This window comes from Nocardioides luti (assembly GCF_014212315.1).
GTDB classification, from domain to species: Bacteria; Actinomycetota; Actinomycetes; order Propionibacteriales; family Nocardioidaceae; genus Nocardioides; species Nocardioides luti.
Window position 1 is genome coordinate 2,679,199 of sequence record NZ_JACKXE010000001.1, and the last position, 21,644, is coordinate 2,700,842.

The window sequence follows — 21,644 nt, forward strand, 5'->3', positions numbered from 1 at the left end:
CCGGGCGCTCAGGCGTGGCTGACGATGGGGCCGCCGTTGAGCGCGACCATCTCCGGCCACAGGGTGGGGATGGCGAGCCGGACGGTCGGCTCGTAGTCGGTGAGCTCGACGTAGGCCCGGTGCAGGTTGCACACGACCCGCTCGCCCTCGGGCAGGTCGCCGTAGGGGCCGTCGCGGTGCTTCATGGCGGCCTCGAGCGGCGTGAGGCCCTCGGCGTACGACGAGGTCGCGATCGACTCGATCCAGCCGACGTACTCCTCCAGCTCGTCGAGCACCTTCTCGACCTCGGCGCCCCGGCAGACCGGGCCGTGGCCGGGCAGCAGCACCTCGGGCTCGAGCGCGCGCATCCGCTGCACGGCCTTCCGGAAGCCGTTCATCGAGCCCTCGAGGAAGATCGGGTGACCGCCGGAGAACGCGAGGTCGCCCGCGAACATGACCTTCTGCTCGGGCAGCCAGACGCCGACGTCGTTGGTCGAGTGCGCCGGGCCCATCACCTCGAGCTCGACCGGGAAGTCGGCCAGGTGCAGCGTCATCCGCTCGTCGAACGTGACGTCCGGCGGGCGCACCACGAGGTCGCCGTAGTCCGCCGGGAGCTCCTTCGTGGCGGCCAGGCCGGCGCGCAGCACGCCCTCGCGGCACAGGTGGTGGCCGATGATCGTGGTGGTCTCGGGCAGGAAGCCGTTGCCGTAGGTGTGGTCCGGGTGGCTGTGGGTGTTGACGGCGATCTTGGGGTCGCGGGCGGACACTCCGGCGACCTCGGCGAGGAAGGCGCGGTTGCGCTTCTCGGTCGACGTGGTGTCGACGATCACGGCGTCGCCCGCGGCGTCGGTGATCACGCCGCAGTTGTTCACCATCCACCCACCGGCCGGCTGCACGAAGGCGTACACGCCCGGCGCCATCTCGTCGAGGTAGCTGTCTCCGTCTTCCCAGGTCATGCCACCAAGTCAGCCCTACGGTGACGGCCGCCACAAGGCCGCGAGGCATCACGAGGACCGATCACAGGCATCCCGAGCACGCCGTTCCGCCGTACCGCCCGCGCTGTTTGACTGCGTGGGTGACGGCCCCTGCCGCGCCCGCGACGGGCGCCCCCATCCGCTGGCCGCTGCTGCTCGTCCTGGCCTCGCTGGCGGCGCTGGCACCGGTCGCGACCGACCTCTACCTGCCCGGCTTCCCGGCGATGGAGGACGCGCTCGGGGCGGACGCGAGCGGGGTCCAGCTCACGCTCACGTCGTTCCTGGTCGGGCTCGCCTTCGGCCAGCTCGTGATGGGGCCGCTCTCCGACCGGTACGGCCGCCGCGTCCCCCTCCTGGTCAGCGCGACCGCCTGCGTGGTGGCCGGCGTCGTCTGCGCACTCGCGCCCTCGCTCGGCGTGCTCGTCGTGGCCCGGCTCGTCCAGGGCTTCGCCGGCGCCGGCGGGATGGTCATCGGGCGGGCCGTGATCGCCGACGTGGTGACCGGCCGCGCCGCGGCCCGCGCCTTCACCCTGATGCTGACCGTCGGCGGCGTCGCACCGGTCCTGGCCCCGCTGGTCGGCGGCTTCCTCGCCGGCCCCGTCGGCTGGCGCGGCATGCTCTGGACCGTCGTCGCCCTGTGCGTCGCGATGCTCGTCGGCGTGCTGCTCGTGATCGACGAGACGCACCCGCCGTCGGCGCGCAGCACCGGCGCGACCTCGTGGGCGCGGGACCTGCGTGCCGTGGTCGCCAACCGCGCCTACCGCGGCCCGGTCGCAGTGTTCGCGTGCTCGTTCGCCGTGATGATGGCCTACATCTCGGCGTCGCCGTTCGTGTACCAGAACGTCGTGGGCCTCTCCGAGATCGCGTACGGCGTCGCCTTCGGCGTCAACGCCGGCGGGCTGATCGCGGCCGGGTGGTTCACCAGCAGGCTGGTCGACCGCGTCGACCCGCGGCGCCTGGTCCGGATCGCGATCACCGTGCAGCTGCTCGCCACCGTGTCGTTCGTGCTGCTGGCCGCGCTGGGGGCGCCGGGCTGGACCTACCCGGTGCCGATCTTCCTGGCCGTCACCGCCAACGGCGGGATCATGGGCAACGCCGCCGCCCTCGCGATGGCCGAGGTGCGGCCGGTCGCCGGCACCGGCAGCGCGGTCCTGGGGTTCAGCCAGTTCGCCCTCGGTGCCCTGGTCTCGCCGCTGGTCGGGCTCGGCGGGTCCGGCTCGGCCCTCGTCCCCGCGGTCGTGATGGCGTGCGCGTCGGCGCTCGGGTTCACCGCCAGCCGGGTCGGGCTGCCCCGTCCTACGTCGGCAGCACCTGCGGGCCCGGGGTCCGCTCAGGACGTGGCGAGCTCGTCCTCGACCGAGACGGCCACGTCGTAGAGCAGCCGGCGCAGCCACACGACCGCCGGCTCGTTCTCGCGCCGCAGGTGCCAGTGCGCGGCCTCGGTGATCTGTACGGCGGTGAGGTCGGTGGCGGCGATCTCCAGGTCGAGGACGTCCAGGCAGCGCCGGGCCAGCCGGGCCGGGACGAACGCGCACATCTCGGTGCCGCTGACCGCGAACGGCAGCGTGAGCAGGCTGGTCACCTGGACGAGCACGGCGCGGTCCACGATCCCGCGCCGCTCCAGCTCCACCTCCAGCGGGCGGCGGCGCTCGCCGGCAGCGCCGAACTCCGCCACCGCGTGCGGCATCTGCTGCAGGTCGTCGAGCGTCAGGGCCCCGTCGACCAGCCGCGGGTTGCCGCGGGCCACGACGCAGACGAGGTGGTCGGTGAAGACCGGCTGCTTGCGGCCCGGGAAGTCGAAGCCGATCGGGCCGATGATCAGGTCGCGACGCATCAGCTGCGTCTCGAACTGGTCGGGGCTGACGTTGACCGCGTCCAGCGCCACGGAGCAGCCGGGCGCCTGCTCGGCCAGCAGCCGGGTGAGCGGCTCGGCGAGGACGGTCATGGCGTACTCCGACATGCTCACCGTGAAGCGCCTGGTGCTCGACGCCGGGTCGAAGTCGCGCTGGTTGCCGAGCAGCGCCTCCGCGGCCTCGATCGCGTCGGCCACCTCGGCCCGCAGTCGCTCCGCGAGCGGCGTCAGCTCGAAGCCCCGGCCCACGCGCACGAGCAGCTCGTCGTCGAAGTGCTTGCGCAGCCGGGTCAGCGCCCCGCTCATCGCCGGCTGGCTCATCGTCATCCGCTCGCCGGCGTGGGTGAGGTTCTTCTCCTCCAGCAGTGCGTGCAGTGACAGCAGCAGGTTGGCGTCGACGTCCCGCAGCCGTTCCCTCACCCCACAGACACTAGTGGCAGAGTGACGCCCGACACACACCCCCTGGTGGTTGAGGAAGGCGCCCTGGCGCCTGTCTCGAAACCACCACCACACCCCGGTGGTCGAGGAAGGCGCCCTGGGCGCCTGTCTCGAAACCACCACCACCTCCACCCGGTGGTTGAGGAAGGCGCCCCGGCGCCTGTCTCGAAACCACCACCTCCACCCGGTGGTTGAGGAAGGCGCCCTGGCGCCTGTCTCGAAACCACCCCAGCCAGCACGACGGAAGGACGGCAGATGACCCTGGGCGGGACCGACCTCAACCTGCTGCTGTCGCTCAAGGTCCTTCTCGAGGAGGGCAACGTGACCCGCGCCGGCGTCCGCCTCGAGCTGAGCCAGCCCGCGATGAGCGCCGCCCTGGCCCGGCTGCGCCGCCGCTTCGACGACGAGCTGCTCGTGCGGGCAGGGCGCGACTACGAGCTGACGCCGTTCGCGAAGGACCTGCTCCCGGAGGTCCAGCACGCCGTGCGCCTGCTGGGCCGGGCCCTGCACCTCGAGGACGAGTTCGACCCCGCGACCAGCGAGCGGGTCTTCCGGCTCTCGATGAGCGACTACGCCATCGCGGTCGTCCACGAGCCGCTGCTGCGGCTGCTGCGCGCCACGGCCCCCGGCGTACGCCTCACGATCTCCAACCTCGGCCCCGAGTCCCGCTCCTCGGAGCGGGTCCTGCTCGACCACGACGCCCTGATCGCCCCGCTCGGCTTCGGCTTCCCCGGGGACTCGCGGCCGCTGTGGAAGGACCGGATGGTGCTGATCGCCGACCGCGCGAACGCCCGCCTGCGCGACGGCGCCTTCACCCTCGACGACCTCGCCGAGCTGGCGTACGCCGTCCCGAGCTTCGGCCCCGGCGTCCTCACCCCCGCCGACCGGGCCTTCGGCGAGCTCGGCATCGACCGCCGCATCGCCCTCCAGGTCGCGGGCTTCCTGCCGCTACCGTTCGTCATCGCCGGCACCGAGATGGTCGCCCTGGTCCCCGAGATGCTCGCCCGGATCCACGTGCGCGACGACGGCCCGCTGGTGGTCGTGGAGCCCCCAATGGAGGAGATCGTGCTCGCCGAGGGCTACTGGTTCGCCCCCGACCGGCTCTCCGACCCGGCGCACCTGTGGTTCTTCGACCGGCTCGACGAGCTTGCCGTTGAGCTGGCTGCTGGTGGCTGAGCGGGGCGCGCGACCGCGCAGGTCGCACGCTTGAGCGAGTCACTCCGGCGAACTCGACGTTCTCTGACGCGACCTAGTCGTCGGTCGACTGCACTACGGTCCACCCATGCGAAAGATGCTCGCGGTCTGCGCGGCTTTGGTCCTGCTTGCCGGTTGCGGTGGCGGTTCTGGCGACTCCGCAGATTCGAGCGACCCCAGCGCTCAGAGCGCGGCGCTGGTCCTGCAGTCACAGATCCCCGACATTACGGAATTGATCGAGCTCGACGAGGACAACGACCCGAACGACCTCATCGGACGCCCGAATGGGTACACGGCCGCAACCGTTGTCTTCGACTCGCGAGTGTCCTGCGAAGGGGACGAGCCGGGGGTCGACTGCGGCGCGACCATCGAGGAGTGGCCTTCGCCGCAGGACGCGGAGAAGCGGTCCGAGTACATCCAGGACCTGCAGTCTGGCAGCAGCCTCCTGGGGAGCGAGTGGAACACGCTCCGCGGCAACCTGCTCCTGCGCGTCACGGGGAACATGGACCCTTCTGACGCCGAGGCCTACGCGGACGTCTTCAAGTCCGCGGACCTCGGTGAAGACGTCAGCGACAAACTCCCCGATGCGGCAGGGTCGGAGGCTGGCAGCGGTGCCCCGTCACCCGAGGACGAGCCGTGGACGCTGGTGGACTCGGGTTTCGGTACCCAGTACGGCTACGCCTGGACGATCGCTCGGGTGCAGAACGACGACGACCACGCCGGCCAGACCGTCACCGTCAACTTCAACCTGCTGGACGAGTCCGGCGAACTACTTGCAAGTGGCTCCCAGGTCTCTCACTTCAGCTGGCCAGGGCAGGTGCTCCCGGTCGCAACCCAGGTCGAGGTGCCGAAGGGGAAGAAGCCAGCAACCGTCGAGGCCACGGTCCTGGTCGAGGACGAGGGAACCTTCGACGACCAGACATCTGAGGACTGGGGCACGTTCCCCGGCAAGATCTACCAGCCGGAGTACTCCGACTCCTACGCCGTGCGGTTCGAGGTCACGAACCCGACTAGTGAGCCGCTCGATGGGGCGTCCTTTCAGGTGGTCTGCACGAACAAGGCCGGTGAGATCGTCGGCGGTGCCGGAGAGTACCCAGATCTGATCCCCGCATCGGGACGTGTTTTGGTCGACGTGTCCTCGCTCTACACCACAACCAAGCCGGCCGAGTGCACCGGCTACCTCGCCCCCTGGATGTAGTCACACCCGGCTAAAGGGCATGCCGCGACCCGTTTGAATCGCCGCTCGGACCATGCAAGTTGACCTGCCTCATACCGCCGCGAAGGACCGCGAATGACAGCCCGACGCCGCGTCGTCCCCCCGTTCATCAGGCCGGCGGTCTGACGCCGAGCCGTGACCTCCGCCACAGGGGCGTCGTTGAGCCCTCCGTGCCGTGACCGACCCCGCCCGACGGGCGGAGGGTCGCGGGCGACAGGAGGACCCATGACCGTGCCCGCTCCGCGGACCCGCACCGCCGCCGTCCTGGTGGCGATCTTCTCGCTCGTGCTCGTCGGCCTGGCCACCGTGGCCGGGTCGCAGGCGCAGGCGGCCGACGACGGCTTCACCGCGGGCGGCAGCGCGCGCCAGGTGTACGCCGTGGGCCTCCCGCCCGGCGCCGGTGTGAGCCTGCTCGACGCGAGCGGGGCCGTCGTGAAGCGGCAGCGGGCCAACGCGCAGGGCGGCGTGCTCTTCCGCCGCATCCCCGCGGGTCAGGGCTACCGGGTGCGCGAGGACGGCACCGGCCACCGCTCCGGACCGCTGACCGTGCACACGAACAGCCCGCGGCAGTGGAACAAGAAGATCTACGACCAGTCGATCCCCACGGACGGCTACGGCTACCTCACGACGCGCGACGGTACGAAGCTCGCCTACACCGTCCACCCGCCGACGAACCCCGCCGGCATCGCGGGCACGCCGCTCCCGGCGCCCCCGTCGCAGGCCTCCCCGCCGTACCCGACGCTGATCGAGTACTCCGGCTACGGCTACGCCAACCCCGAGAGCCCGACCAACGGCATCGCCGCGGTCGCCAACGCGATGGGCTTCGCGGTCGTCGACATCCAGATGCGCGGCACCGGCTGCTCCGGCGGCGCCTTCGACTTCTTCGAGCCGCTGCAGGCGATCGACGGCTACGACATCGTCGAGACCGTCGCCCGCCAGCCGTGGGTCAAGGGCGGCAAGGTCGGCATGTTCGGGATCTCGTACGGCGGCATCAGCCAGCTCTTCACCGCCGCGCTGCGCCCGCCCCACCTCGCGGCGATCTCGCCGCTGTCGACCATCGACGCGACCGCGACCACGCTCTACCCCGGCGGCAACCTCAACACCGGCTTCGCCGTCGCCTGGGCGCACGAGCGCCAGGAGCAGGCCCAGCCGGCCGGCACGGGTGCGAAGGGCACCCAGCCGTACGCCGAGCAGCGGGTCGCCGACGGCGACCAGGTCTGCACCGACAACCAGGCGCTGCACGGCGAGGCCGCCAGCCTGATCGGCAAGATCCGGAAGAACAGCCACTACAAGCCGAAGGTCGCCGACCCGCTCGACCCGGTGTCGTTCGTGCACAAGATCAACGTGCCGACCTTCATGGCCTGCCAGTTCGAGGACGAGCAGACCGGCGGCCACTGCCCGGCGCTGGTGCGCCACTTCACCGGCACCAAGAAGAAGTGGTTCACCTTCACCAACGGGGCGCACATCGACTCGCTCGACCCCGAGACGATGAACCGGCTCTACGACTTCCTGTCGCTCTACGTCGCCGACCAGGCGCCGAACGTGAACGCCGCCGAGCTGCGCGCCGTCGCCCCGGTGATCTACCAGGCCGCCATGGGCATCCCCGAGGACGACCCGATCACACTTCCGGCCGACCCGGTGCAGCAGCAGCCGACGTACGACGCCGCACTCGCCGAGTTCGAGAAGGCGCCGTCGGTCCGGGTGCTGTTCGACAACGGCGCCGGCACGTCGCCGGACGGGCGCCAGACGGCCGGCGACCCGTACCCCGGCTTCGAGCACTCCTTCACCACGCTGCCCGTGCCGGGCGTCAAGGCCCGGTCGTGGTACCTCGGCGGCGGCAGCGCGCTGCACACGAAGGCCCCCGCCCGTCGTCACGTGGTCCGCTACCGCTCCGACCCCCGTCTGCTGCCCGGCACCGATTTCAAGGGCGTCACCGGCACCGGCGGGCTCTGGGGCAACGCCTCGCAGTGGAGCTGGGACTGGAAGCAGCGCCAGCACGGCACCGCCGCGTCGTACGTCTCCGCGCCGCTGAAGAAGGACGTCACCACGGTCGGCGCCGGTGCGGTCCAGGTCTGGGTGCGCTCGTCGACCCGCGACCTCGACCTGCAGGCCACGATCAGCGAGGTCCGGAAGGGCAAGGAGACCTTCGTGCAGAGCGGGTGGATGCGCGGCAGCGAGCGCAAGCTCGCGACCGGGCGGAACAACCTGATGAAGCAGCGCTCGTCGCTGCTCGAGCCGGTCCCGTCGATGCGGCGTGCCGACGTGCGCCCGATGCCGGCCGGGAAGTTCGTGAAGGTGGTCATCCCGCTGTACTTCCAGGGGCACGCCTACCGCTCCGGCTCGCGGATCCGCGTCACGATCTCCGCCCCCGGCGGCGAGCAGCCGATCTGGTCGTTCGCCCAGGCCCGCCCGCGCTCGGGGTCGTCCCTCGTGCGGATCGACTCCTCGCGCCGGCACCCGTCGCGGCTGGTGCTCCCGGTCGTCCCCGGCCTCGGCACCGACACCCCCGCGCCGCCGTGCCCGGGGCTGCGCAACGAGCCGTGCCGGGACTACGTGCGGTTCACCAACCGCTGAGGGGCGTCGCTGCCCGAGGCCCAGGGGGGTCTCGATCCGGCGGTGGCCCGGTCACCGATTCTGTGGGGGATGTGGTGGTCGGGTCATCGTCGCTCGGCGCGGCCTTGGTGCGGCGGTGGGTGATCAACCTTCGAGCGGTCCCGCGCGGTTGACGGGTCACCGCCGGTGAGCGCGCCCTCGGCTTGTGTGGTGGATCCGGTTCACCTGGTGAACCGGATTAACCACATGGCGGTGGCGACTGGCATCGCAGGGTGGTTTCGAGACGGTCGCTGTGCGACCTCCTCAACCACCGGGATCCTGCAGCGCTGTGACGCGTGAAGCACCTGGCCCACGGCGTGTCGGGTGCTTCGTGCGTCATGGCGTGGCGGGGGGGGTCTCGATACGGTCGCTGCGCGACCTACTCGACCAACGAGGCCGGTGGGGTGGTTTCGATACGGTCGCTGCGCGACCTACTCGACCGACGAGGCCGACCACCGGCGGGTGGTTTCGAGACGGTCGCTGCGCGACCTCCTCAACCACCGGGATCCTGCAACGCTATGTCGCGTGAAGCACCTGGCTCTCGGCGTGTCGGGTGCTTCGTGCGTCATGGCGTGGCGGGGTGGTCTCGATACGGTCGCTGCGCGACCTACTCGACCAATGAGGCGGTCGCTGCGCGACCTACCCGACCAACGAGGCCGGTGGGGTGGTTTCGAGACAGGCGCCAGGGCGCCTTCCTCAACCACCGGGGCTGACCACCGAGGGTGGTTTCGAGACAGGCGCTGCGCGCCTTCCTCAACCACCGGTCGGGCTACTCCCAGTGGTTGCGGTTGGTGGCGCCGTGGGGGCCGGCGAGGTAGCCGACGAACACCTCGTCCGGGTCCCAGGCGGCCCGCACGTCGGCGAGCCGTGACCACGCGGCGTCGGACATGACCCGCACCTGGCGGCGGGAGAGGTCGGAGTCGCCGAGGTACTGCCCCACGGTCACCGGCTCGAGGTCGGCCATGGCCGAGGCGAGCCACGCCTGGTTCGCTGCGTCGTCGTCGGGCGACTCCCACAGGACGTACGACGCCAGGTAGATCTCCGACTGCAGCGAGAACGCCATGTCCGGCAGCTGGCGCAGCGGCGCCATCGAGAACCAGATGGTGAACGCCTTGGCGTTGGGGAGCGTGCAGTAGGCCCGGCGCATCGCGGGGACGACCTGTGAGGCAGGACCTGACAGCCAGGCGTTGTCGACCGCCCACCGGTGCCCCTCGGGGTTGTCGACGAGCTGGCGGGCGCGCTGCTCGTCGATGGTCGTCGGGACCGCGTCGAGCACCATCAGCGCGCGGTCGAGCGCGGGGGAGGTGCGGAACGGCGCCAGCGCCGCGTCCGCCTCGGCGGCCGAGGAGACCAGCGCGACGCCGGTCACCAGCAGCACGGGCTCCGGTGCCAGCTCGGCGTCGGTCTTGGTCAGCGCCACGATCTCGACGGTGTCGGCGACCGACGCGTGGGTCTCGTGCAGCCAGGTCATCACCTCGTCGAAGTCGTCGAGTGAGTACGCCTGCACGGTCTGGCCGACGTACGCCGGTCGCTCCATCGTCCGCAGGTGGAAGCGCGTCACGACGCCGAAGAAGCCCGGCCCGGAGCCGCGCGCGGCCCAGAAGAGGTCGGCGTTCTCGGTCTCCGACGCCCGCACCAGCTCACCTGCGGCGGTCACCACGTCGATCGCGACGACGTGCTCGGCCGCCCAGCCCCAGCCGCGGCAGTTCCAGCCCTGGCCGCCCTGCAGCAGGAAGCCGCCGATGCCGACGGTGGGGCAGTGACCGCCGGGGAAGAACCGCCCGCGCGCCTCGAGGTACGGCGACAGCTCGGCGCCCCCCTGCACGGCCGGGGACGCCGACACGATGCCGGTCGCGTCGTCGTACGAGATCTCGCGCAACCCGCCCAGGTCGATCACGAGCGCGTCGGTCCGCACGGACCACTGCGCCCACGAGTGCCCGCCGGAGCGGACCGCGACCTGCCAGCCGCGCTCGCGCGCCAGCCGCACGGCCGCGACCACCTCCGCCTCGGAGGTCGGCCGCACCACGGCCGCCGGCTGCCGGGTGGCGAGTCGCCGGTTGAAGATCCGGTCGACCCGGGCCTCCTCGAAGCCCGCGTCCTCCGGCCCGACGAGCGGCAGGGGAGAGCTCATCAGGCTGGAGCGACGAGGGCGTGCAGGGTCTGGCCCATGATCCGGCCGGGGTCGGCGCCGGGCGTCTCCGGGTGGATCTCCCACTCGGCGAGCTGGAGGCTGTTGTCGAGCACCATCTTCACGCGGGGGAAGCGGCGCTCCATGAACGCCGGCAGCACCTCGTCGACGGACGCGAAGTCACCCGACGTCAGCATCTCCGCCAGCACCACGGCGTCCTCGGCGCACATGGCCGCGCCCTGGGCGATCAGCGGCGGGCAGGCGTGGGCGGCGTCGCCGATGATGATCGAGCGGCCGCGGTGCCAGGGGGCGTCGACGCAGATCGCCTCGATCCACTGGTAGTTCACGATCGCGTCGTCCGCCAGGGAGTCGCGCACCTCGCCCCAGATGCCGCCGTACCCGGCCCCGCGCTCCTTGAGCAGCGCGCCGTTCGGGCCCTCGCCGACGAAGGAGCGGTCGAGGTTCTCCTCGAGCAGGAAGGCGTAGCAGAGGTCCTCGGAGATGGGGGTGTAGCCGGCCTTGTACTTCGGGCCGCCGTAGTAGAGCTCCGAGCAGTCCATCGCGGCCGGCCGCTTCGCGACCGTGCGCCAGATGCCCATGCCGACCGCGTGCGGCTCGGTGTCGATGCCGATCATGGAGCGGACCTTGGAGCGGATGCCGTCGGCGCCGACGAGCAGGTCGACGGTCTCGGTCGAGCCGTCGGACAGTGTCACCGTGACGGAGTCGCCGTGGTCGTCGATCGCGGTGAGCGTGGTCTCGAGGCGTACGTCGACGCCCGCCTTCTCGACCTCGACCGCGAGGATGTCGGCGATGTCGCCGCGGACCGCGCCCATCGTGCCGGGCAGGTCGGGCCCGCCCATCGGCGGCGTGGGGATCTCCGCGATCACGTGACCGCCGTCGGCGGTCTTGAGCCGCAGGTGGTTGAAGGGGAAGCCGTGCTCGGCGAGCTGGTCGTAGATGCCGACGGAGCGGAAGGCCTTGAGCGCGTTGCCCTGGAGCGTGATGCCGTGGCCGACGCCGGTCAGGGTGCTGCGGAGGTCGACGAGCACCACCTGGACACCCTGCTGCGCGAGGGCGAGGGACAGCACGCCGCCGGCGATGCCGCCGCCGACCACGAGGACGCGCTCGACGGTGGGGCTCTGGGACTCGGCCATGGGGATCTACTCCTAGGAGGTGGTGACGGGTGAGAGGGGGTCGGCCACGGTCGCGGCCATCAGGTCGAGGACCTGGTCGACGGGCTCCAGCCGCGCCGACAGGTTGAGGAAGCCGTGGAGCATGCCGGTCGCGAGGTGCTGGTGCACGGCGACCCCGGCATCCTCCAGCTGCTGGGTGAAGGCCTCGCCGGAGGAGCGCAGGTCGTCGTACTCGGCGTTGACCAGCACGACGGGGCACAGGCCGGTGAGGTCCGCCAGGGCCGGGAACGCGTAGCCGTCCGCCAGCTCCGGGGGGCCACCGAGGTAGTTGCTGTTGATCCCGGCGGTTGCCTCGGGCGTGAACATGAGCATCGGCGGGACCTCGGTCAGCCGGTCCCGCAGCTCGGGCGAGGGATCGGGCAGCTGCACGTGCTGGACGGGATAGACCGGGAGCAGCGCGGCCGGCAGCCAGCCGTCCTCGTCGCGCAGCCGCAGCGTCGCCGCGGTGGCGAGGTTGCCGCCGGCGCTGGCGCCGCCGACGCTGATCCGCGATGGGTCGACGCCCAGCTCGGCGGCGCTGTCCCGGACCCAGCGCACGGCCGCCACGACGTCGTCGAGCGGCACCGGGTGGTGCACGCCGCCGACGGCGAGGCGGTAGTCCACGCTGACGACGACCGCTTCCGCCCGGGCGCAGACCTCGCGCCCGGTGCGGTCGGCCTCGCCCATGTCGAGGTCGCCCATCATGAAGGCGCCGCCGTGCATCCACACGAGCGCCGGCCGGGCCGTCGACGCCGAGGCGTCGCCGTACACCCGGACGGGGACCGGGCCGTGCGGGCCCGGCACCGTCAGGTCCCGGGTGGGTACGTCGGGTGCCGCATCCACCGGCGGCGCCATGAACTCGCGCATCCGGCGGTCCATCTCCGGGTCGGCCATGGCCGCCTGGATCGAGGGGATGCCCTCGAGCAGGTGGAAGCGGGAGGCGACCTCCTCGTGGACGGGCATGACGTCAGCGCGCCGGAGCGGCGTCGAACATCGAGGCCCGCGAGCCGGTGATCCAGCCGACCACGTGGTCGCGGTCGGTGGTCGCGGCGGGCACGTCGGCGACCTTCTTGCCCCGGTTGAGGATCACGATGCGGTCCGCGACCTCGTAGCAGAGCGGGAGGTCGTGGGTGACGATCACGATCGCGATGCCCGCGTCGGCCATCCGGCGGATCAGCGCCTCGACGTTCTTGGTCTGCTCGTAGCCCAGCGCGGCGGTCGGCTCGTCGAGCAGCAGGATGCCCTGCGACTCGCCGTTGACGCGGATCGCGCTGCGGGCCAGGGCGACGACCTGGCGCTGGCCGCCGGACAGCATCTCGACCGGCCGGGTCATCGGCGCGGTGCGGACGCCGAGGCGGTCCAGCTCGGCCTCGGAGCTGCGCCGCATCGCCTTGCGGTCGACGAAGCCCAGCCAGCCGAGCGGGCCGCGGCGCAGCGTCTCCTGGCCCATGTTGAGGTTGGTGGAGATGTCCTGCGGCTCCACGAGCGCCAGGTCCTGGTAGACCATCTGGATGCCGGCGGAGGACGCGTCGCTGGGGGCGCTGAAGCTGTGCTCGGTCCCGTGCACGCGGATGCTGCCGTGCGAGGGCTTGTGCGCCCCCGACATCACCTTGAGGAGCGTGGACTTGCCGGCGCCGTTGTCGCCCAGCAGGGCCACGACCTCGCCCGGGTTCACGTGCATGTCGATGCCGTCGAGCGCCCGGACGAAGCCGTAGTGCATCTCGATGTTGCTGAGCTGCAGGGCCGGCGTGCCGGTGCTGGAGGGGGTCGTGGTCATGATCAGCCCTGCTTCGCGTGGACGGAGAGGTTGGCCGACATCAGCCGCTCGGAGACGCCGTTCTGGAGCATCCGCTCGAACAGGAGCGAGAAGATCAGCAGCGCGCCGGTGGCAACCGTGGCCCAGTAGGGCTGGATGCCGCGGATGGTGAGGCCGTTGGCGATGGTGGCCAGGATCAGCGCACCGACGAGGACGCGGGGCAGCGAGCCCCGGCCACCGGTGAGCGAGACGCCGGCGAGTGCCACGGCCGTGAGGGCCGTGAAGATGATCGCCGGGCTGGCCGCCGGGTTGGCCTCGGTGACGTTGGCGGTGTTGACGAGCCCGCCGACCGCGGCCAGGAGACCCGAGATGACGAACCCGAGCACGGTGTAGCGGGTGCTGGGGATGCCGGCGCGGCGGACCGCCTCGGCGTTCGCCCCGACGGCCATCAGGCGCAGGCCGTCGCGAGTCCGGGTGAGGAAGATCGTCCCGATCACGAAGACTGCGACCACGATGAAGACGGGGGCGGGGATGCCCGGGAACGTCGACCCGTTGTCGCCGAGCCGCAGGTAGCGGTGGGTGCCCATGAACTCGAGCTGGGTGAGGCCGGGGAACGTGTAGCCCCCGGCGACCACCGCGGCGAGCCCGGTGAGCACCGACAGCGTGCCGATGGTGACGATGATCGGGTTGAACCCGCGCAGGGTGATGAAGCCGTTGACCAGCCCGACCACGACGCCCGCCCCCAGGCCCGCGAGCAGCGCGAGCCAGGTGGGGTAGTCGTTCGTGAGCAGCCAGCCGCAGATGCAGCTCGCGATCGCGGCCGTCCCCGGGAGGGACAGGTCCAGGACGCCGGTCATGATGCCGATGCCGACGCCGGCCGCGAACAGCGCCGTGAGGGCGCCGGCGTTCGCGATCAGCAGGGCGTTGTCGACGGTGAAGAAGTACGGCGAGCACCAGAACGCGAAGGCCACGATCAGCAGCCCCCACAGCATGAAGATGCCGCGGTCGCGCAGGAAGACGAGCACCGACACCGAGCGGGGGACGTCGTGCCCGGTGGGGACCGGGGCCGCGGCGTCGGCCGCGGCTCCGGTCCCTGCGGACTCCACTTCAGAGCTGGTCACTGCGGTCACCCGTCTGCCTTCACGACTTCCTGCGGGACGGTCAGCTGGACACCGGTGGCCGACGGGTCGTCGATCATCTTGGTCAGCGCGTCGAAGGACTGGGTCATGTCGGCCGCGAACTGCAGCGCGACGACGGCGTAGATGTCGCCGGACTTGACCGCCGCGAGGCTCTCCTCGTTGCCGCCACCCTCGGTGATGCAGGGGATGTCCTTGCCGGCGGCCTTGAAGGCGCCGACGGCGCCGAGCGCGCCCTCGTCGTTCTGGCCGAAGACGGCGTTGACGTCGGGGTTGCCCTGGAGGGCGCTGCCGATGTCGGTCTGGGCGGCGGTGCGGTCGCTGACCGTCGTGGTGGCGACGATCTCGGCGTCGGGGGCGGTGGCGGCGAGCGCGTCCTTGACGGCGCCCTCGAACTCGGCCTTGCCCGCGGTGCCGGCGGCGGACTCGGTGAAGATCACCTTGCCGGCGCCGTCGTACCGCTCGTTGATGCAGTTGCCGAGCTCCTCGCCGGCGGCCTTGCCCTCGGCGGCGTAGTCGATGGTGGAGAAGGAGACGCCGGGCTCGAGGCCGTCCAGGCCGTAGTCGGCCGGGGTGCCGTTGAGGATCATCGGGACACCCTTGTCGAGGGCGGTCTTGACCAGGGCGGACATCGACGGCGGGGCGATCGCGATCGACCACACGCCGGCGGCCTTGCCCGACTCGATGACGGTCTGGAGGTCGGTGACCTGCTTCTGGGGGTCGAGCTTCGGGTCCTGGACGATGACGTCGTAGCCCTTGCTCTTGCCGTAGCCCTGCACGCCCTCGGAGAGCTGCTTCATGGCGGGGATCTGGAGGCCCAGCGGGGAGAAGACGATGGTCTTCCCGCCGGAACCCGAGCCGGCGCTGGTGTCGGAGCCGGCAGCCGGCTGGGTGTCGCCGCCGCCACAGGCGGCGAGCAGCGTCAGGCTGCAGACGGCCATCGCGGCGAGGGCCGCGCGGCTCTTCGAACGGTGCTGCATCGTGGTCTCCTGCGGGTCGAGGCGGCCTGGCGCCGCCTGTGGGTTCGGTCACAGAGAACACCGTGACCCCGATCACCCGGAACCCCGATCGCGCTGATGTCTGGCATCGACGGTCGCGCTTTCCCCGGATCGCCGGACCGCGCCTAGCGTGATCGCGTCAGCCATCCGACTGACCCCCCACGACCGCTCGAAGGAGCACCCATGGCCTACGTCGTCAGCGCCACCTGGACCGCCGAGCCCGGCAAGGAGGACGTCGTCCTCGACGCGATCACGCAGCTCTCCCCGCTCTCCCGCGAGGAGGAGGGCAACGTCTTCTACCAGGCCTACCAGGACGCCGCCGAACCGTCGGTCTTCCGGCTGTTCGAGATCTACACCGACGAGGCGGCGTACGCCGCGCACGGTGCGTCGGACCACTTCAAGCAGTACGCGCTCGAGCAGGCCATCCCGGTCCTCGCGAACCGTGAGCGTGCCTTCTACGAGACGATCGGCTGACCTTCGTGCGACTCGCTGCCTTCCGCCGGCCCACCGACGAGCCGGACGCCCGGTTCGTCGGGCTGGTCCTGGGTCAGGGCGAGCACCTCCGGGTGCACCCCTTCGACGCCGGTGCCGACCTGGTCGAGCTCCTCGGGGAGTCCGCGGAGTGGCGCGAGTCGCGCGCCGACGTCGCCGCCGCCGCCGACGGCCTGACCCTCGACGAGGTCGTGCTGCTGCCGCCCGTCTACCCCGTCGCGATGCGCGACTTCCTGACCTTCGAGGCGCACGTCGACGGCATGGAGCGCGGCCACGGCAACCCCGGCCCGCCCGCCGAGTGGTACGAGTCGCCGGTCTTCCTCTTCATGGCCCCGCACGCGGTGACCGGGCCGTACGACGACGTCGCGATGCCCCCGGACACCGAGAGGCTCGACTTCGAGCTGGAGATCGCCGCGATCGTCGTCCGCGACGTCCGCAACGGCTCCGTCGAGGACGCCCGCGCGGCGATCGGCGGCTACTGCGTGATGAACGACTGGTCCGCCCGCGACGTGCAGGGCCGCGAGATGCGGCTCAAGCTCGGTCCCTCCAAGGGCAAGGACTTCGCCACCACGATCGGCCCCTGGGTCGTGACGGCCGACGAGCTCGACCCCTACCGCGACGAGGACGGCTTCCTCGACCTCGCCATGAGCGTCTCGGTGAACGGCCGGACGGTCGGCGAGGACCGCTCCGGCCACATGGGCTGGTCCTTCGAGCAGCTCGTCTCGCACGCGTCGCGGGCGTCCTGGGTCAAGGCCGGCGAGGTCCTCGCCTCCGGCACCTGCGCCTCCGGGGCGCTCGCCGAGGCGTGGGGCCGCAACGGCGCCCTGGTGCCGCCGCCGCTCCAGGTCGGCGACGTCGTCGAGATGACCATCGAGGCGATCGGCACGATCACCAACCGCGTGGTCGAGCGCGAGGTCGTCGCCGCGCCCGTCCCGCCCGCCCGCCGGCGTACCCGCGTGGAGGCGTGATGGGGCGGATCACCACGGTCGACCCGGCCACCGGGCACGACCTCACGACGTACGACACCTTCGACGAGGCCGCGCTCGACGCCGCGATCGGCGGCGCGCACGCGGCGTACGCCGCCTGGTCGCAGCACCCGCTCGGTGAGCGCACCGACCTGCTCCGCGCGGTCGGCAAGCTGCTGACGGAGAAGCGCGAGGAGTACGCCGCCCTCATCACCGCCGAGATGGGCAAGCCGCTCGCCGAGGCGCTCGCCGAGGTCGACAAGTGCGCGTGGAACTGCGACGTCGTCGCCGACTCCGCCGCCGGCTGGCTGGCCGACCACGAGGTCGCGAGCTCGGCCTCGAGCTCGTGGCTGTCCTACGAGCCGCTGGGTGTCGTCTTCGCCGTGATGCCCTGGAACTACCCCTTCTGGCAGGTGCTGCGCTTCGCGTGCGCCGCCCTGGTCGCGGGCAACGCCGGCGTGCTCAAGCACTCGCCGAACGTCACCGGTTGCGCGCTCGCGATCGAGACCCTCTTCGCGGAGGCCGGCGCGCCGGCCGGGCTGTTCACCACGGTCGTCCTGGCCGACGACCAGCTCCCCGAGGCGACGCCCCGGATCATCGGCGACCCGCGGATCGCGGCCGTCACGCTGACCGGCTCGGAGCGCGCGGGCGAGGCCGTCGGCGGCGCCGCCGGCCGGTTCCTCAAGAAGTCCGTGCTCGAGCTCGGCGGCTCGGACCCGTTCGTGGTCCTCGACGACGCCGACCTCCCGGCCGCTGCGGCCGCCGCCGCCAAGTCCCGCTTCGGCAACAACGGCCAGAGCTGCATCGCGGCCAAGCGCTTCATCGTGTCCGCGTCCGTGGCCGACGAGTTCGTGGCCCTGCTCGTCGAGCGGGTCGCCGCGCTCGAGCTGGGCGACCCGACCGCGCCCGGCACGACCGTCGGCCCGATGGCCCGCTCCGACCTCCGCGACGGCCTGCACGACCAGGTCACCCGCGCGGTGGCGCAGGGCGCGACCCTGGTCACCGGCGGCGAGCCGGTGCCGGGCGCCGGCTACTACTACGCGCCCACCGTCCTCGACCACGTCGAGCCGCGCACGGTCGCCTTCGACGAGGAGACCTTCGGCCCCGTCGCCGCGGTCGTCCGGGCCCGCGACGACGACCACGCGGTCGAGCTCGCCAACGACACGGACTACGGCCTCGGTGCGGCCGTCTGGGGCTCGTCCCCGCGCGCGCTCGCCGTGGGCCGGCGGATCCGCTCCGGCGCGCTCTTCGTCAACGCCATGGTCGCCTCCGACCCGCGGCTGCCGTTCGGCGGCATCGGGCGCAGCGGCTACGGCCGCGAGCTGTCGGCCGAGGGGACCCGCGAGTTCACCAACGTCCGCACCGTCTTCGTGGGTGGTGCGTGATGCGCTTCGACCACGTGGGCCTGTCGGTCGCGGACCTGGACGCGATGACGTCCTGGTGGTGCGCGGCCCTGGGCCTGGAGGTCGAGTTCGACTTCGCCCTGGAAGCCGTGGACCTCCGCGGCGCGATGCTGCTCGGCCCCGACGGCTGGCGCCTCGAGCTCCTGCACCGGGTCGGCAACGCGGCCGGCCTGCAGGCCGCCAATCCCGCCGAGGCCGCGCTCACGCGCGGCTACGGCCACCTCGCCCTCGACGTCCCGGACGTCGACGCGGCGTACGCCGACCTCCTCGCCGCCGGTGCCAGCGACCGGATGACGCCCCGTCCCTCGCCCGAGCCGGGCGTGCGGATGGCCTTCGTCGCCGACCCCGAGGGCAACCTCGTCGAGCTCCTCGACCGGACGACGTCCCGCGAGGGTGGTTTCGAGACGGTTGCCAGCGCAACCTCCTCAACCACCGACTCGGCCCCGGTGGTTGAGGAAGGCGCCCTGGCGCCTGTCTCGAAACCACCCACCGGGGTCGCACCCGTTGGGGAGCCGTCATGACCGGGCGCCTGAGCGGCAAGATCGCGCTGATCACCGGCGTCGGCGGTGGCATGGGGGTGGCTGCAGCCTCCATGTTCGCCGCCGAGGGCGCCCGGGTGGTCGGCTGCGACCTGGACGCCGCGGGTGCCGCACGCACCGAGGCCCTGGTCCGCGAGGCCGGGGGCGAGATCACCTGCTTCGGCGGGGTCGACCTGGGTGATGCCGAGGCCGCGCGGGCCTGGGTGGACGCCGCCGTGGCGACGTACGACGGCATCGACGTGCTCTACAACAACGCCTCCACCCAGCGCTTCGGTGCGCTCGACGAGCTGAGCATCGAGGACTGGGACTTCACGATGCGCAACGAGCTCGACCTCGTCTACTACACGGTGCGCGCCGCGTGGCCGCACCTGAAGCGGTACGGCGGCGGCTCGATCGTCAACGTCGGCTCGATCGCCGCCATCCGCGGCGTGGAGTTCATGCCGCAGAACGCCCACTCCACCGCGAAGGGCGGCGTGATCGCGCTGACCCTGCAGCTGGTCGTCGAGGGTGGGCCGCACGGCATCCGCGCCAACGTGATCAGCCCCGGCATGACCGAGACCCCGAACACCGCCCCGCTGCTGGCCGACCCGCCGGAGCGGATGCAGAAGGTCGTCCTCGACCGGATCCCGCTGGGCCGCCACGGCCAGCCCGAGGACGTCGTCAACGCTGCGATCTTCCTGGCCTCGGACGAGTCCTCGTGGATCAGCGGCACCAACCTCGTCGTCGACGGGGGCGGCTCGGTCCTCGGCTGAGCGCCCACAACAAGAAGGAAGACCATGAACCAGCTGAACGAGCACGGCATCACCCACCTGCGTCACGTCGACCTGGCGGTGACCGACTTCGAGACCCAGCGGACCTTCTACAAGGACACCTGGGGCCTCACCGAGCAGGGGCGGGACGGCGACCTGTCGTACTTCGCCGCCGAGGGCTCCCCGGAGCAGTACGTCATCCGCCTGCGCCGGGCCGACGAGAAGCGGCTCGACCTCATCTCCTTCGGCGCCGACAGCACGCAGTCGGTGGACGCGCTGGCGCAGAAGCTCGGCAGCGAGGGCGTCCAGCTGGTCAGCGAGCCGGGGACGCTGCAGACCGCCGGCGGCGGCTACGGCTTCCGGTTCTTCGACATCGACGGCCGCACCATCGAGATCTCGACCGACGTCGAGACCCGCCAGCACCGCGCGATCGAGGAGGGCGAGGCGATCCCGGTCCGCATCTCGCACGCGGTGATGAACTCCAACGACCCGAACCGGACGCGCGACTTCTACGCGAACACCCTCGGCTTCAAGCTGTCGGACACGCTCTGGGGCGAGCACATGGGGGAGATGATGCACTTCATGCGGTGCAACGACTGGCACCACAGCCTCGCGATCGCCCGCGGCCCGCACACCTCGGTGCACCACGTGTCGTTCGAGATGCGCGGCCTCGACGAGTACATGCGCGGCACCGGTCGCGTGATGCGCGCGGGCATCAAGAAGATCTGGGGCCCGGGCCGGCACAACGCCGGGAACAACACGTTCTCCTACTTCCTCGACCCCAGCGGCAACACGATGGAGTACACCACCGAGCTCGAGAAGATCGAGACCGACCAGTGGCACCCGGCCGTCTACGACATCGCCGACCCGATGACCCAGGACCAGTGGGGCACCGCCGACCCGATGTCGGAGATCATCGCCCGCGACTCCTTCAACGCCCCCGACAAGGGCGTCTTCGTCGCCCCGCCCGTCTGAGTCCCTCGTTGGGCGAGTAGGGCGCGCAGCGCTGTCGTTGGTCGAGTAGGGCGCGCAGCGCCCGTATCGAGACCCCGGTGGGTGACAACCACAGGTGGTTTCGAGACGGTTGCCAGGGCAACCTCCTCAACCACCGGGCGCTTTCGTTGGTCGAGTAGGGCGCGCAGCGCCCGTCCGGCTCTTTCGTTGGTCGAGTAGGGCGCGCAGCGCCCGTCCGGCTCTTTCGTTGGTCGAGTAGGGCGCGCAGCGCCCGTATCGAGACCCCGTCACGGAACAGGAACTGCAGTGAAGCTCACCGACAAGATCGTCGTCGTCACGGGTGCGGCCCGTGGCCAGGGCGCGGCCGAGGTCGCCGCCCTGGCCCGTGAGGGGGCCACGGTCGTGGCGACGGACGTGCTGGACGAGGAGGGGCTGGCCCTCACGGAGATGCTGTGCGCGGAGGGGTACCGCACGACGTACCGCCACCTCGACGTGACCAGCCCCGCGGAGTGGGCGGCGCTGGCCGAGGAGCTGCGGGTCGAGGACGGCACCTGCCACGCACTCGTCAACAACGCCGGCGTCGCGGCGCGCGAGCGGCTGCCCCACGTCACCCTCGAGACCTGGCAGCGGACCTTCGACATCAACGTCACCGGTCCGATGCTCGGCATCCAGGCGCTGGTGCCGCTGATGCCGCCGGGCTCCTCGATCGTCAACATCTGCTCGGTGGCCGCGATGGCCGGCCACGCGGCGGCGGCGTACACGTCGTCGAAGTGGGCGCTGCGCGGCCTGACGCGTACGGCGTCGCTCGAGCTCGGGGCGCGCGGGATCCGGGTGAACGCGATCATGCCCGGGCTCGTCGACACGCCGCTGATGGCGTCGGCGTCGCCGGCGTTCACCGACGCGGCGCTCGCCGAGATCCCCCTCGGCCGGGTCGGCGTGCCCGCGGACATCGCCCCGACGGTGGTTTTCCTGTGCACCGACGACTCGGCGTACTACAACGGCGCCGAGATCGTCATCGACGGCGGCCTGACCGCCCACGTGTCCCACAAGGGCATCGCCGACGCGACACGGCCTCCGGCATGAGGTTCGCGAGCCTGCGTGTCCGAC

Annotated in this window: 19 protein-coding genes; 11 read left to right on the plus strand and 8 right to left on the minus strand. The window is 71.6% G+C overall.

Annotation, left to right across the window (positions count from 1 at the left end):
- Positions 1-8: 8 nt before the first annotated feature.
- Entirely contained in the window at positions 9-935 is a 927-nt protein-coding gene (locus H5V45_RS12690) for an MBL fold metallo-hydrolase (RefSeq protein WP_185253261.1), read from the minus strand.
- A gap of 119 nt (positions 936-1,054) precedes the next feature.
- On the opposite strand from H5V45_RS12690, the gene H5V45_RS12695 reads away from it, so the two are divergent.
- Positions 1,055-2,329, plus strand: a complete 1,275-nt coding sequence (locus H5V45_RS12695; RefSeq protein WP_221633997.1) for a multidrug effflux MFS transporter — start codon at positions 1,055-1,057, stop codon at positions 2,327-2,329.
- Here H5V45_RS12695 and H5V45_RS12700 read toward each other — a convergent pair.
- Complete coding sequence (locus tag H5V45_RS12700; protein ID WP_185253263.1) at positions 2,284-3,225, minus strand: LysR substrate-binding domain-containing protein; 942 nt, start codon at positions 3,223-3,225, stop codon at positions 2,284-2,286. The genes H5V45_RS12695 and H5V45_RS12700 overlap by 46 nt on opposite strands.
- 273 nt (positions 3,226-3,498) lie before the next feature.
- On the opposite strand from H5V45_RS12700, the gene H5V45_RS12705 reads away from it, so the two are divergent.
- From H5V45_RS12705 to H5V45_RS12715, 3 genes are all read left to right on the plus strand, one after another.
- Positions 3,499-4,419, plus strand: coding sequence for a LysR family transcriptional regulator (locus H5V45_RS12705; RefSeq protein WP_185253264.1), 921 nt, complete (start codon positions 3,499-3,501; stop codon positions 4,417-4,419).
- A 106-nt stretch (positions 4,420-4,525) separates the two neighbouring features.
- Entirely contained in the window at positions 4,526-5,635 is a 1,110-nt protein-coding gene (locus tag H5V45_RS12710; RefSeq protein WP_185253265.1) for a hypothetical protein, read from the plus strand.
- Between the two features lie 243 nt (positions 5,636-5,878).
- The gene (locus tag H5V45_RS12715) at positions 5,879-8,227 is read left to right on the plus strand and encodes a CocE/NonD family hydrolase (RefSeq protein WP_185253266.1); all 2,349 of its coding nucleotides are present in this window, start codon (positions 5,879-5,881) and stop codon (positions 8,225-8,227) included.
- A 787-nt stretch (positions 8,228-9,014) separates the two neighbouring features.
- Here the strand turns inward: H5V45_RS12715 and H5V45_RS12720 are convergent.
- From H5V45_RS12720 to H5V45_RS12745, 6 genes are read right to left on the minus strand one after another with little or no spacing between them, the layout of a single operon-like run.
- Positions 9,015-10,376 (minus strand): FAD-binding oxidoreductase, encoded by a 1,362-nt coding sequence (locus tag H5V45_RS12720; RefSeq protein WP_185253267.1) that lies wholly within the window; start codon positions 10,374-10,376, stop codon positions 9,015-9,017.
- Positions 10,376-11,527, minus strand: a complete 1,152-nt coding sequence (locus H5V45_RS12725) for an FAD-dependent monooxygenase (protein WP_185253268.1) — start codon at positions 11,525-11,527, stop codon at positions 10,376-10,378. The genes H5V45_RS12720 and H5V45_RS12725 overlap by 1 nt, the downstream gene beginning before the upstream one ends.
- Positions 11,528-11,539: 12 nt before the next feature.
- On the minus strand, positions 11,540-12,508 hold the full coding sequence (locus H5V45_RS12730; RefSeq protein WP_185253269.1) for an alpha/beta hydrolase: 969 nt from the start codon (positions 12,506-12,508) through the stop codon (positions 11,540-11,542).
- A gap of 4 nt (positions 12,509-12,512) precedes the next feature.
- Entirely contained in the window at positions 12,513-13,322 is an 810-nt protein-coding gene (locus tag H5V45_RS12735; RefSeq protein ID WP_185253270.1) for an ATP-binding cassette domain-containing protein, read from the minus strand.
- A 2-nt stretch (positions 13,323-13,324) separates the two neighbouring features.
- On the minus strand, positions 13,325-14,422 hold the full coding sequence (locus H5V45_RS12740; protein WP_185253271.1) for an ABC transporter permease subunit: 1,098 nt from the start codon (positions 14,420-14,422) through the stop codon (positions 13,325-13,327).
- A 5-nt stretch (positions 14,423-14,427) separates the two neighbouring features.
- On the minus strand, positions 14,428-15,417 hold the full coding sequence (locus H5V45_RS12745; protein WP_185253272.1) for a sugar ABC transporter substrate-binding protein: 990 nt from the start codon (positions 15,415-15,417) through the stop codon (positions 14,428-14,430).
- 201 nt (positions 15,418-15,618) lie between these two features.
- On the opposite strand from H5V45_RS12745, the gene H5V45_RS12750 reads away from it, so the two are divergent.
- From H5V45_RS12750 to H5V45_RS12780, 7 genes are all read left to right on the plus strand, one after another.
- A complete protein-coding gene (locus H5V45_RS12750; RefSeq protein ID WP_185253273.1) occupies positions 15,619-15,909 on the plus strand; it encodes a putative quinol monooxygenase in 291 nt (96 codons plus the stop codon).
- A 5-nt stretch (positions 15,910-15,914) separates the two neighbouring features.
- Positions 15,915-16,895 carry a fumarylacetoacetate hydrolase family protein gene (locus H5V45_RS12755; RefSeq protein WP_185253274.1) on the plus strand — a complete coding sequence of 327 codons (981 nt, stop codon included), beginning with the start codon at positions 15,915-15,917 and terminating at the stop codon, positions 16,893-16,895.
- Positions 16,895-18,277, plus strand: coding sequence for an NAD-dependent succinate-semialdehyde dehydrogenase (locus H5V45_RS12760; RefSeq protein ID WP_185253275.1), 1,383 nt, complete (start codon positions 16,895-16,897; stop codon positions 18,275-18,277). Before H5V45_RS12755 ends, H5V45_RS12760 begins: the two co-directional genes overlap by 1 nt.
- Positions 18,277-18,816: a VOC family protein gene (locus tag H5V45_RS12765; RefSeq protein WP_221633998.1), complete on the plus strand. Its 540-nt coding sequence runs from the start codon at positions 18,277-18,279 to the stop codon at positions 18,814-18,816. The genes H5V45_RS12760 and H5V45_RS12765 overlap by 1 nt, the downstream gene beginning before the upstream one ends.
- Positions 18,813-19,586 (plus strand): SDR family NAD(P)-dependent oxidoreductase, encoded by a 774-nt coding sequence (locus H5V45_RS12770; protein WP_185253277.1) that lies wholly within the window; start codon positions 18,813-18,815, stop codon positions 19,584-19,586. The genes H5V45_RS12765 and H5V45_RS12770 overlap by 4 nt, the downstream gene beginning before the upstream one ends.
- A 24-nt stretch (positions 19,587-19,610) precedes the next feature.
- Positions 19,611-20,558 carry a VOC family protein gene (locus tag H5V45_RS12775; RefSeq protein WP_185253278.1) on the plus strand — a complete coding sequence of 316 codons (948 nt, stop codon included), beginning with the start codon at positions 19,611-19,613 and terminating at the stop codon, positions 20,556-20,558.
- Between the two features lie 285 nt (positions 20,559-20,843).
- Positions 20,844-21,620, plus strand: coding sequence for an SDR family oxidoreductase (locus H5V45_RS12780; RefSeq protein ID WP_185253279.1), 777 nt, complete (start codon positions 20,844-20,846; stop codon positions 21,618-21,620).
- Positions 21,621-21,644 lie beyond the last annotated feature (24 nt).

Bases quoted from the DNA above. Each gene is read 5' to 3' on its own strand.
- H5V45_RS12720 (WP_185253267.1), bottom strand. From the start codon at position 10,376: ATGAGCTCTCCCCTGCCGCTCGTCGGGCCGGAGGACGCGGGCTTCGAG.
- H5V45_RS12745 (WP_185253272.1), bottom strand. From the start codon at position 15,417: ATGCAGCACCGTTCGAAGAGCCGCGCGGCCCTCGCCGCGATGGCCGTC.
- H5V45_RS12730 (WP_185253269.1), bottom strand. From the start codon at position 12,508: ATGCCCGTCCACGAGGAGGTCGCCTCCCGCTTCCACCTGCTCGAGGGC.
- H5V45_RS12690 (WP_185253261.1), bottom strand. From the start codon at position 935: ATGACCTGGGAAGACGGAGACAGCTACCTCGACGAGATGGCGCCGGGC.
- H5V45_RS12775 (WP_185253278.1), top strand. From the start codon at position 19,611: ATGAACCAGCTGAACGAGCACGGCATCACCCACCTGCGTCACGTCGAC.
- H5V45_RS12735 (WP_185253270.1), bottom strand. From the start codon at position 13,322: ATGACCACGACCCCCTCCAGCACCGGCACGCCGGCCCTGCAGCTCAGC.
- H5V45_RS12750 (WP_185253273.1), top strand. From the start codon at position 15,619: ATGGCCTACGTCGTCAGCGCCACCTGGACCGCCGAGCCCGGCAAGGAG.
- H5V45_RS12760 (WP_185253275.1), top strand. From the start codon at position 16,895: ATGGGGCGGATCACCACGGTCGACCCGGCCACCGGGCACGACCTCACG.
- H5V45_RS12715 (WP_185253266.1), top strand. From the start codon at position 5,879: ATGACCGTGCCCGCTCCGCGGACCCGCACCGCCGCCGTCCTGGTGGCG.
- H5V45_RS12770 (WP_185253277.1), top strand. From the start codon at position 18,813: ATGACCGGGCGCCTGAGCGGCAAGATCGCGCTGATCACCGGCGTCGGC.
- H5V45_RS12725 (WP_185253268.1), bottom strand. From the start codon at position 11,527: ATGGCCGAGTCCCAGAGCCCCACCGTCGAGCGCGTCCTCGTGGTCGGC.
- H5V45_RS12705 (WP_185253264.1), top strand. From the start codon at position 3,499: ATGACCCTGGGCGGGACCGACCTCAACCTGCTGCTGTCGCTCAAGGTC.
- H5V45_RS12765 (WP_221633998.1), top strand. From the start codon at position 18,277: ATGCGCTTCGACCACGTGGGCCTGTCGGTCGCGGACCTGGACGCGATG.
- H5V45_RS12710 (WP_185253265.1), top strand. From the start codon at position 4,526: ATGCGAAAGATGCTCGCGGTCTGCGCGGCTTTGGTCCTGCTTGCCGGT.